The organism is Vibrio sp. OPT46 (genome assembly GCF_015163535.1).
GTDB lineage: Bacteria > Pseudomonadota > Gammaproteobacteria > Enterobacterales > Vibrionaceae > Vibrio > Vibrio alginolyticus.
Map to the genome: position 1 here is coordinate 844 of NZ_JADDYG010000554.1, position 479 is coordinate 1,322.

Annotated in this window: 1 pseudogene; it reads right to left on the reverse strand. The window is 35.5% G+C overall.

The features are described from left to right. Nucleotides 1-87 precede the first annotated feature (87 nt). Nucleotides 88-479, reverse strand: a pseudogene (locus IQR33_RS35975) (DUF4783 domain-containing protein); the annotation flags it as partial.

Sequence of the window (479 nt, forward strand, 5' to 3'; positions counted from 1 at the left end):
CCATGGCGTACAAAGGTAAATAGACATCCAATTTGATTCATTTTTCTCTCATGGCTACATACTTTGCTAGCTTTTCTTGACGCTGTGTTACTCTGCCTTAGTTTTTTCGTTCAATCCCTTTACCGCTTTGGCTGTATACGAGTCGATGAGCGGAGACAAATCCAGTAATTCCAATACTTTTTTTTCAAAGGTTTCATCCGCACTTCTCACCCAATCTAAAAACTTCTGCTTAGCAAACATCGATTCGTACTTATACCAAAACTCGATGCTCAGGTAGAATTCATTTTTTATGGGTAAATTGTATACTCTTCGTAATTCACTCTTATACTTAAGATTACCTTCTGAGTATTTTGAGTATTTGTTTTTTCCAACTTCAACTATCTCACACTTTATTGGTGGATAACCACTTAAGAAACCTCTAATTAAATATTCTTCTTTTTCTCTTTTTCGGTCTTCACTTTCTGGAATTTCTCCCCATT